The sequence below is a fragment of the Enterococcus sp. RIT-PI-f genome (assembly GCF_001297065.1).
Lineage (GTDB): Bacteria > Bacillota > Bacilli > Lactobacillales > Enterococcaceae > Enterococcus_D.
Window position 1 is genome coordinate 86,935 of the sequence record NZ_LHOX01000009.1, and the last position, 9,161, is coordinate 96,095.

General features: G+C 39.3%; 4 protein-coding genes and 3 pseudogenes. 6 read left to right on the forward strand and 1 reads right to left on the reverse strand.

Going from position 1 to position 9,161, the window contains the following annotated elements; translation table 11 throughout:
- The first annotated feature begins 214 nt into the window (after nucleotides 1-214).
- The 5 genes and pseudogenes from AEQ18_RS03065 to AEQ18_RS03085 all read left to right on the forward strand — a co-directional run.
- Nucleotides 215-3,244, forward strand: coding sequence for a glycoside hydrolase family 2 (locus AEQ18_RS03065; protein ID WP_054114894.1), 3,030 nt, complete (start codon nucleotides 215-217; stop codon nucleotides 3,242-3,244).
- A gap of 19 nt (nucleotides 3,245-3,263) precedes the next feature.
- Nucleotides 3,264-4,559 (forward strand): ABC transporter substrate-binding protein, encoded by a 1,296-nt coding sequence (locus tag AEQ18_RS03070; RefSeq protein ID WP_054114895.1) that lies wholly within the window; start codon nucleotides 3,264-3,266, stop codon nucleotides 4,557-4,559.
- A gap of 23 nt (nucleotides 4,560-4,582) precedes the next feature.
- Complete coding sequence (locus AEQ18_RS03075) at nucleotides 4,583-5,464, forward strand: carbohydrate ABC transporter permease (RefSeq protein ID WP_054114896.1); 882 nt, start codon at nucleotides 4,583-4,585, stop codon at nucleotides 5,462-5,464.
- The gene (locus AEQ18_RS03080; protein ID WP_054114897.1) at nucleotides 5,461-6,276 is read left to right on the forward strand and encodes a carbohydrate ABC transporter permease; all 816 of its coding nucleotides are present in this window, start codon (nucleotides 5,461-5,463) and stop codon (nucleotides 6,274-6,276) included. The genes AEQ18_RS03075 and AEQ18_RS03080 overlap by 4 nt, the downstream gene beginning before the upstream one ends.
- A gap of 765 nt (nucleotides 6,277-7,041) precedes the next feature.
- Nucleotides 7,042-7,542 (forward strand): annotated as a pseudogene (locus AEQ18_RS03085) (family 1 glycosylhydrolase); the annotation flags it as partial.
- Nucleotides 7,543-7,552: 10 nt separating this feature from the next.
- Here AEQ18_RS03085 and AEQ18_RS03090 read toward each other — a convergent pair.
- Nucleotides 7,553-8,510 (reverse strand): annotated as a pseudogene (locus AEQ18_RS03090) (IS30 family transposase).
- 172 nt (nucleotides 8,511-8,682) lie between these two features.
- On the opposite strand from AEQ18_RS03090, the pseudogene AEQ18_RS03095 reads away from it, so the two are divergent.
- A pseudogene (locus AEQ18_RS03095) lies at nucleotides 8,683-9,161 on the forward strand (hypothetical protein); the annotation flags it as partial.

Genomic DNA, 9,161 nt, shown 5'->3' on the forward strand with positions numbered 1-9,161 from the left:
TTGATTAGAAGGTATCAGAATTTAGTTGAGAGAAGAATAGCAACTACTCTCAACGATTTTTATTCATTTATTTAGAAAATGAAAGGAGAAGATACTTAGAAAGTAGGATCAGATATTATTATTATATTTGTCTGTCATTTCTAAGAAGATGTTTAGATAAAGGAACAGTTACTTTGTTTTCAGAAGCAATACTAAAAAATGTTTGGAGGACACCATGCTAAAAGAAAAAATCTTCAACCCAGCAATCTTACACGAAAACCGTCTAGCCCCCAGATCCAGTTTCTTTGCCTATCAGACCATCAAATCAGCACTGCAAAATGATCCCATCGATGCTTATGGCTATCAAACGCTACACGGTACATGGGATTTCCAGTTGAGCAATGAAGAGAATGTAACCGCATACGAACATAAGATTGAGGTACCTTCTCATTGGCAGTTCCAAGGACATGGACAACCCATTTACACCAACGTTCAATATCCGTTCCCTGTCGATCCGCCATTTGTCTACAAAGACAATCCCACCGCTTTTTACCGAAAAGAATGCTGGATCGATGAACTAGGTCCGGAGTATATTCTGCATTTTTCCGGTGTAGAATCGGTTTTTGAAGTCTATGTCAATGGACACTATGTCGGATACAGCACAGGTAGTCGACTGGCCGCTGAATTTGATGTGACACCCTATATAAAAAGCGGCAACAATGAAATCTGTGTACAGGTCAAGCAATGGAGCGCGATGAACTATGTAGAAGACCAAGATATGTGGTGGTTAGGCGGGATTTTCAGAGATGTCTACCTCTTTTGCCGACATCCGCAAGCCATTCAAAATATCACGATCCAGGCTGACTTATCCAATGACTACCAAGACGGTGTCTTTGAAGCAACAATGTTTTTCAAACCCGACACACGAAAGCAAGCAGCAAAAAGTATTATCGAAATTGAACTGACTGATCATAACAATGTAACCGTTTTAAATCAAACGCAAGACCTACAAACGAATACCAAAACCTGCAGCCTTTCAGGGAAGATTCCACATGTGACACCGTGGAATGCCGAAGAACCATATCTCTATCAATTGTTGATCAAGCATTATATCGACGGGGCATTGTTGGAAGTGATTCCTTTGCCAGTCGGCTTCAGGCATATTTCGATAGAAGCAGGTATGTTGAAAATCAACGGCCAGCGAATTGTCCTAAAAGGTGTCAATCGCCATGAATGGCACTGTGAAACAGGGCGAAGTCTGACATATGACACAATGAAGCAAGATGTCTTGATGATGAAACAGTTTAATATCAATGCAGTGCGTTGTTCGCATTACCCTGCAGATACAAGGTTCTATCAGTTGTGTGATCAATATGGCTTGTATGTGATTGATGAAGCAGATATCGAAACCCATGGTATGGATATTGTCCAAAGAATCAATGAACTAAGCAATAGTGACGTATGGTTGCCAACGTATTTAGACCGCGGAGAAAGAATGGTTGCCAGTAACCGAAACCACCCCTCTATTATTTTTTGGTCATTAGGCAATGAATCTGGCTACGGAGAAAATCATTTGAAAATGGCGTACCTGATCAAGCATTTGGATCCGAGCCGATTGATTCATTATGAAGGGGAGGCCCGTTACTGGAAGACTTTCGGCGTATATAGCCAATGTGAAGCCTCTGATGTGATTTCAACGATGTATACGTCCGTTGAGGAAATGACAAAGCAGGGACAAACCCCTTTAGATCAACCGCATATCTTATGCGAGTATGGGCATGCGATGGGGAATGGCCCAGGTGGTCTGATTGACTATATGAATCTTTTTTATCGTTATCCTAGATTGCAAGGTGGGTTTATCTGGGAATGGATCGACCATGGTCTATTGCGCAAAGATCGATCTTCAGGTGAGACGTATTACAGCTATGGCGGTGATTTTTCTGAAGAAATCCACGATGGCAACTTTGTGATCGACGGTTTACTATTTCCAGATCGATCCCCTTCGCCAGGTTTGTTTGAATACAAGAAAGTGATTGAGCCAGCGCAGATCAGCATCAATCTTCAAGAACAAAATTACCATGTGATCAATCGCTTTGACTTTCGAAATTTAGCCACGTTACGACCAGTGCTGCAGATCAAGCATGATGATCAGGTGGTTTATCTAAAAGAATTGCCCCGAGTGGATCTTCAGCCACAAGAAGAGAAGTGTTTGCCTTTCCCAGATGATGCGCTGGCATGTTTGGCAGCTATAAGGCATGCCAATATTACCATCTTTTTCTTCGAAGAACAGATAGCGGCGTTCACTTTGGAAAATGCATCTGCATGGGGGCAGGCAATCGTGGATGAACCAAAGCCTGAGAAGATTTGTCCAAGGAAGGACAACACGTTTGCTTGTTCCGAAACGACAGATGAACTGACCATTACTTTGGCGGATCAAGTCTATGTTTTTCAGAAGCAGACGGGCGTATTTCACCAATGGATCGTCGATGGTGCGTCACTCTTTATCAAGCCATTGCAAATGAATTTTTGGCGGGCTATGACAGATAATGATCTGCTAGGCAGTGAAGAGTTTGGTGCGGCAATCATCGGTGATGAATGGGAAAAATATCGTATTCGCTATCTCAAGGAACGTCTGCTTGATTTTCAATACAAACAATCTCCTGAAGAAGTAAAAATCGATGTGAAGATAAAGACCATGCCGATCTCCCTTGATTGGGGCATTCAGTTGTTCTTTACGTATCGGCTCTCTATAACAGGAGAAATCCAGGTTGAAGTAAGAGGGGAACCTTTTGGTACAGGTCCGCAAACACTGCCCAGAATCGGTATGCAACTGATGATTGAGAAAGAGCACCAGCATGTGGAATGGTATGGTTTTGGTCCACATGAAACGTATCCGGATAGTTGTCAAAGCGGCTACCTCGATTGGTGGAAAAAAACGGTCGCTGAGATGCATACACCTTATGTTCGACCACAAGAGAATGGCAATCGCATGCAGACAAAGACGTTTCTATTATCAAAGGATTCAGGAAAGGGATTACGGGTTACAAGTGATGCATTAAACTTTAGTGTCCATCACTATACACAAGACAATGCAGCACAAGCGACGCATCGCAATCAGTTAGTCGAAGCAGACGGCATTGAGGTAAATATTGATGCTGCTGTTCAAGGTCTAGGCACCGCCAGCTGTGGTCCAGGGATCCTACCGAAGTATCTTTTATTGAATCAGGCATTTCATTTTGAGTTTACGATGCATTATCTAACTTAAGTCAGGAGGAAAATAGACAATGAAAAAAGTATCTTTGTTTTTGGTCATTTTTGTATTAGGAGTATTGGCTGGATGTGACAGTGAAAGTAGTACGTCTGGCAGCGATGCGAAGGAAACGAACGAGGGGCAGGAAATCACCATTTGGGCGTGGGATCCTAAGTTTAATATTGCAGCTTTTGATTTGGCTGAGTCATATTACCAAGAAGATCATCCCGATTTTAGCATCAATGTCACAGAAATATCACAACAGGATAGCGTGCAAAAAATGAATACGATTTTTAGTTCTGGTGGGACACAAGGGCTGCCGAATATTGTATTGATCGAAGATTTTCGTATTCGGAATTTTTTAGAAGTATTTCCTGAATACTTTGTTCCATTAACGGATTATATCAATGTAGAGGACTTCATGGATTATAAAATTGAAGTTTCTTCTGTGGATGGTGAGCAATATGGGATGCCTTTTGATTCAGGGGTAGCCGGTGTCTATTTGAGAAAGTCGATCATTGAAGAATCTGGATTGGCGATAGCCGATTTTCATGACATCAGCTGGCAAACCTTCAATACATTAGGTATGCAAGTAAAAGAGGCAACAGGAAAGCCATTATTTTCAATTGATATGAATGATTTGGCACATTTGAGAATGATGATGCATTCGAGCGGGTATTGGTACACAACGGAGGATGGCGAAACACCATTTATTGATGGCAATCCGTCTTTGAAACAAGGATTTGAAGATTTGAAAATGATGCTTGAGTCAGGGGTGATCACGACACATAACGGATGGGATCAATTGTTGGCTGGTTTTAATAGCGGTGATGTCGCGGGTGTTTTACAAGGAAATTGGATCACGCCTTCTGTTAAATCAGAAGATAGCCATAGTGGTGACTGGGTAGTGGTGCCCGTACCGAAACAAGAGAATATCGACAGATCAGTTCATGCAACGAACTTAGGCGGTTCCTCTATCTATGTATTGGATATTGACGGGAAAGAAGAGGCGCTACACTATATTTCAGAAGTATTCGGCAAGAACATCGCTTTCTATGAAGAACTTGTTCAAACAGTAGGCGCGATCGGCTCATATATTCCGGCAGCAGAAGGAGAAGCCTACAAAGTAACGGATCCATTTTTTGACAACCAACCGATCTATCAAGATTTTGTGACTTGGGCGACAGAAATTCCATCTGTTAATTTCGGCAAAAACACATATGCACTAGAAGATATTATGAATCCTGTTTTTCTAGACTATGTCAATGGTGCTGATTTGGCAGAGGGACTAAAGAATGCGCAAGCAATTGCTGAAAATCAATTAAACTAACACTTGCTGAGGAGAATGTACTTATGCGTAATCGATTATTGTTGAAGAAAGGGGCGCTGACGGGTTGGTGTTTTATTGCCATCCCGACGCTCTTGATTTTCTTTTTCTCATTCTATCCGATGGTTCAGGCTTTCATGATGTCATTGCAATCAGGCACAGGTATCGGGCTGAGTTTTAGTGGGTTAGCCAACTATCGGCGACTATTTTCTGACCAAACATTTCTAGCAGCCACAAAAAACACGCTTACCTTTCTCTGTTTTCAAGTGCCAATTATGGTTATACTGGCGATGTTTTTTTCCGTACTATTGAATAATCGAGCCCTCAAACTCAAAGGCGTTTTTCGGACAATTATTTTTTTGCCAGCTGTCACTTCATTGGTGGCTTATTCAATGGTATTTAAGTCCCTTTTTGCAAATAATGGGGTCATCAATGGGATTTTGCTGAGGCTATCTCTTGTATCCGAGCCGATTGCTTTTTTCTCAAGCCCATTTTGGGCGAAGGTGATTATTGTCTTGGCGATTACTTGGCGTTGGACGGGGTATAATATGATTTTCTTTCTATCCGCTTTGCAGAATGTTGATCCGTCGATTTACGAAGCGGCCAGAATTGACGGGGCTTCGCCGATCAAACAATTTTTCAATATTACGATACCAATGCTGAAGCCAGTTATCTTGTTTTCAGCGGTTACTTCCACGATTGGGACATTGCAACTATTTGATGAACCGATGAATTTAACCCAAGGCGGACCAGGGAATGCGACATTTACGATTTCGCAATACATCTATAACCTGTCTTTTCGCTATACACCAGACTTTGGCTATGCTTCTGCAGTGTCTTATGCCATTGTGGTCATGGTCATCTTCTTTTCATTCATTCAGTTCAAGGTAGGAGGAGATGATACATGAAAAAAGTTGGCAGTTATCTGTTCTTAGGGTTCTTCACGATTCTTTTTGCTTTTCCCTTTTATTTTATGCTTGTCAGTATGACCAATCCGACAGTAGAGATCATGCAAGGGAAACTCGCACCCAGCACCCATTTGCTGGAAAACTGGCGCAATTTGCGTGCAACGTATGATATTGGACGAGTATTCATGAATAGTGCCAGGATTTCTGTTTTACAAACGCTCTTTTCTATAACGATTGCGTCTTTAGCTGGTTATGGTTTTGAGATCTACCAAAGCCGAGCAAAGAATGTGATTTTTCATGTGTTGCTGTTATCCATGATGTTGCCCTTTGCAGCAACAATGATCCCATTGTTCCGTATGTTTGGCAGCTTTTCAACGACGATTCCCTTTATCGGATTGGATACAGTGGCTTCGGTTATTTTGCCCACGTTGTCGACAGCATTTTTGATTTTCTTTTTCAGGCAAAATACCAAGATGTTCTCTAGGTCTTTGATCGAAGCCGGACGGATAGATGGGCTGTCTGAGATTGGGATATTTATTCGTATTTATATGCCCACAATGAAAACAACCTATGCGGCTGCCGCCATTATCACCTTCATTAACAGTTGGAATAGTTATCTATGGCCGTTGATCACCCTCCAGACTCAAGAAAAGCAAACATTCCCTTTGCTCATCTCGGCCATCGGCGCAGCCAATAATCCAGATTATGGCTTGTTGATGCTGGCGATCATGGTTGCTACATTACCGACAATGATCGTGTTCTTTTCTTTGCAGAAATATTTTGTGGCAGGGATGCTGGGGTCGGTGAAGTGATAAACAGAGAGATGGATAGAGTCGTGGTTTATAAGGGATAAGAAGACGTAGAGTATGCTATTATCTTCTTTACTTCTAGTTGTGAAATTTCATTAATTCATTTTCAATTTGAAATGATTGTTGATGATCCGAATAAAGTAGTATGGGCTAATATTAGTGTAGAAGATATGATTCCGTTGTTCTCAGACTTGATGGCTCAACTATGGTTAATTCATCCGTTTAGGGAAGAGAATACTCAAACGGTTATGTGCTTTGCCAGTCTATTTGCAAACGCTAAAGGATTTTTGTAAAACTCAAAATTTTACGAGATTATGCCACCTATGTAAGGAATTCATTGGTTTAGCATTTTTATAAGAACGCTGATTAGTATTGGCATTTCAATTAACTTTTAAATATTCGTTATTTTATGTGCGACGTTGGGCCACAAAAAAACGCGTATAACAGTATATTTATTTCAAATCGTTAATATTTATATATCCCTATCTTTAGACGTTTAGCATTTTTATATTGCGAAACGTTTCTTCTTGTTGAGGGCCTGGCAGTCTTCATTAAAGGTTTTTAATCCAGATTGCAACGAATACCTTTTTGTTGCTGGCATTACACGAATCATTATCGTTGTAAGTCACGTAAAACATCTATAAAACGCAACGTTGTTTCTTTTAGAATATCTCTATCCATCTTTTTTTGAAACAAAGAAACATTTTCGTTGAATACGCTTTCTGAAAAAGTGGAACAATGCTAATCTTACTTTAGAAATAGAAGGGGATGAAAAAGAATAAGAATTATTTTCCGCAGGAGTTTTTATGGGGAGGTGGACTAGCTGCAAATCAATGTGAAGGGGCGTGGAATATTGATGGCAAAGGTGACAGTGTCATCGACCATTTAACTGGTTTAACGGGGGAATATAAGACTATTCACGAAATGAATAGAGGGAGAAAATTTACTGACAAAATTGATGAAGGGAATTTTTTTTATCCTAGTCATGAAGCAATTGATTTTTATCATAGATATGAAGAGGACTTAGAATTATTTGCTGAAATGGGCTTTAAAGCACTGAGAACGAGTATAAACTGGACTAGAATCTTTCCAAATGGGAATGAGCCTGAACCTAATGAAAAAGGCTTAGAATTTTATGATCGCCTCTTCAATAAAATGCTTGAGTTAGGAATTGAACCAGTCATCACGATCTCACATTTTGAGATGCCGATGTATTTGTTTAAGAAATATGGTGGTTGGCGAAGCAGGGAACTAATCGACTTTTATATTCTCTCAAATGTCAAATTAAGTTAGACAAATCATCATCAGCTAAATAGCTCAAGAATACTTCTAACGGTGTCTTGTAATTCAATGATTTCCTTGGAATGTGATTTCTTTTTGATGCTACAGACTGAATAAACGTTTCATCCACTAAATGAAAATCCATTGCTTTTGATAAGCCGTCTTTTCGTAATAATCCATTAGAATTCTCGTTCAACCCTCGTTTCGAAGGTGTTCCGGGATCTGCAAAGTAGATATCGATATCGTTTTTATTACTGATTTGTTTCCAATTTGAAAATTCTTTCCCGCAATCAAAAGTAATCGACTTGAACAAGTTTTTAGGTACGGATTCAAACCAAGCATTTAATCTATTTTCGATATCCGTAGCCAGTCTACCACAAGGCTTCAATGTAATAATGACTTTAGACAAACGTTCAACTAAGGTAATAACCGCACTTTTGTGTTTCTGTCCTACGATAGTGTCACCTTCAAGGTGACCAAACTCTGCTTCAAAAGAAGTATAATCATTCGAACGTTCATGTATTGAACGTCTAAATGCTTGTTTACCGCGTTTTTCTTGGTGTCCATTGGGTTTTCGTTTCCTTTCATTGGTAAAACAGAACAATCAAATATACCCCTTTTGAACATTCTATAAATAGTACGGACAGAACAACCAATAGGGAACTCAGCTCGACCAACAATCACATCTGGAGCCCACCCTTGAACAACTTTTTTTGAATGTAACTTACTTGTTCTGCTGGTAAAACAATGGTATGTCTTCCACATTTCGCCTTATTTTTATTGTAATTTCGGTAGTATTCTAATGCAGTATGTCCATCCTTAAAATAATCGTAAACATTATAGATTGTTTGTATTGAACGTTTCAACATCTGAGCTGTTTTCGCAACAGGTTGATGGGCTTTCGCATAAGCCTCTATCATAACGAGCTCGTCTGGTGTAAGATGGGTATAGGTCATTTGTATCCACTCCTTATAATTCTTTCGACGGAACTATCTTGAGTGTATCACAAATGACTTTTTTATTTGTCTAGCTTAATTTTACAATCGGCGTTATTTAGTTAAATAGGTATTGTTCTGAAATTTTGCTATACTATTAAAGAGATTAGAATCAATTACATGGAGGTATTTTATGGCTAGAACGGTAACTACATACGATATTGTACTATCATGTCCAACAGATGTAGAAATAGAGAAAGAAATTATTAAAGAAGTAATTGAGGATTTTAATAGAACAATAGGTAATAAATTGAATACAAATTTAAATTTAAAACATTGGTCAACAGATTCATATGCTCAGTCAGGAGGTTCTGCTCAAGAATTACTGAATAAACAATTTATAGATGATTCTGACATGATTATATGTATATTCTGGGGAAGAATGGGAACTCCTACAGATAATTATGAATCAGGTACTGCTGAAGAAATGCAAAAAGCAATTGAAAATGGAAAACAAGTATTCCTATATTTTTCGAATGCCCCTATATCGCCTAGGGAGTTAAATACTGAACAATTTGATAGAGTTAAAGAATTTGAGAAAAAGATACAAGATATGGGGATGGTTTATTATAAAAACTATAATGATATAGAAGAGTTTAAAAAAATGATTAC

Bases quoted from the DNA above. Each gene is read 5' to 3' on its own strand.
- AEQ18_RS03065 (WP_054114894.1), top strand. From the start codon at position 215: ATGCTAAAAGAAAAAATCTTCAACCCAGCAATCTTACACGAAAACCGT.
- AEQ18_RS03070 (WP_054114895.1), top strand. From the start codon at position 3,264: ATGAAAAAAGTATCTTTGTTTTTGGTCATTTTTGTATTAGGAGTATTG.
- AEQ18_RS03075 (WP_054114896.1), top strand. From the start codon at position 4,583: ATGCGTAATCGATTATTGTTGAAGAAAGGGGCGCTGACGGGTTGGTGT.
- AEQ18_RS03080 (WP_054114897.1), top strand. From the start codon at position 5,461: ATGAAAAAAGTTGGCAGTTATCTGTTCTTAGGGTTCTTCACGATTCTT.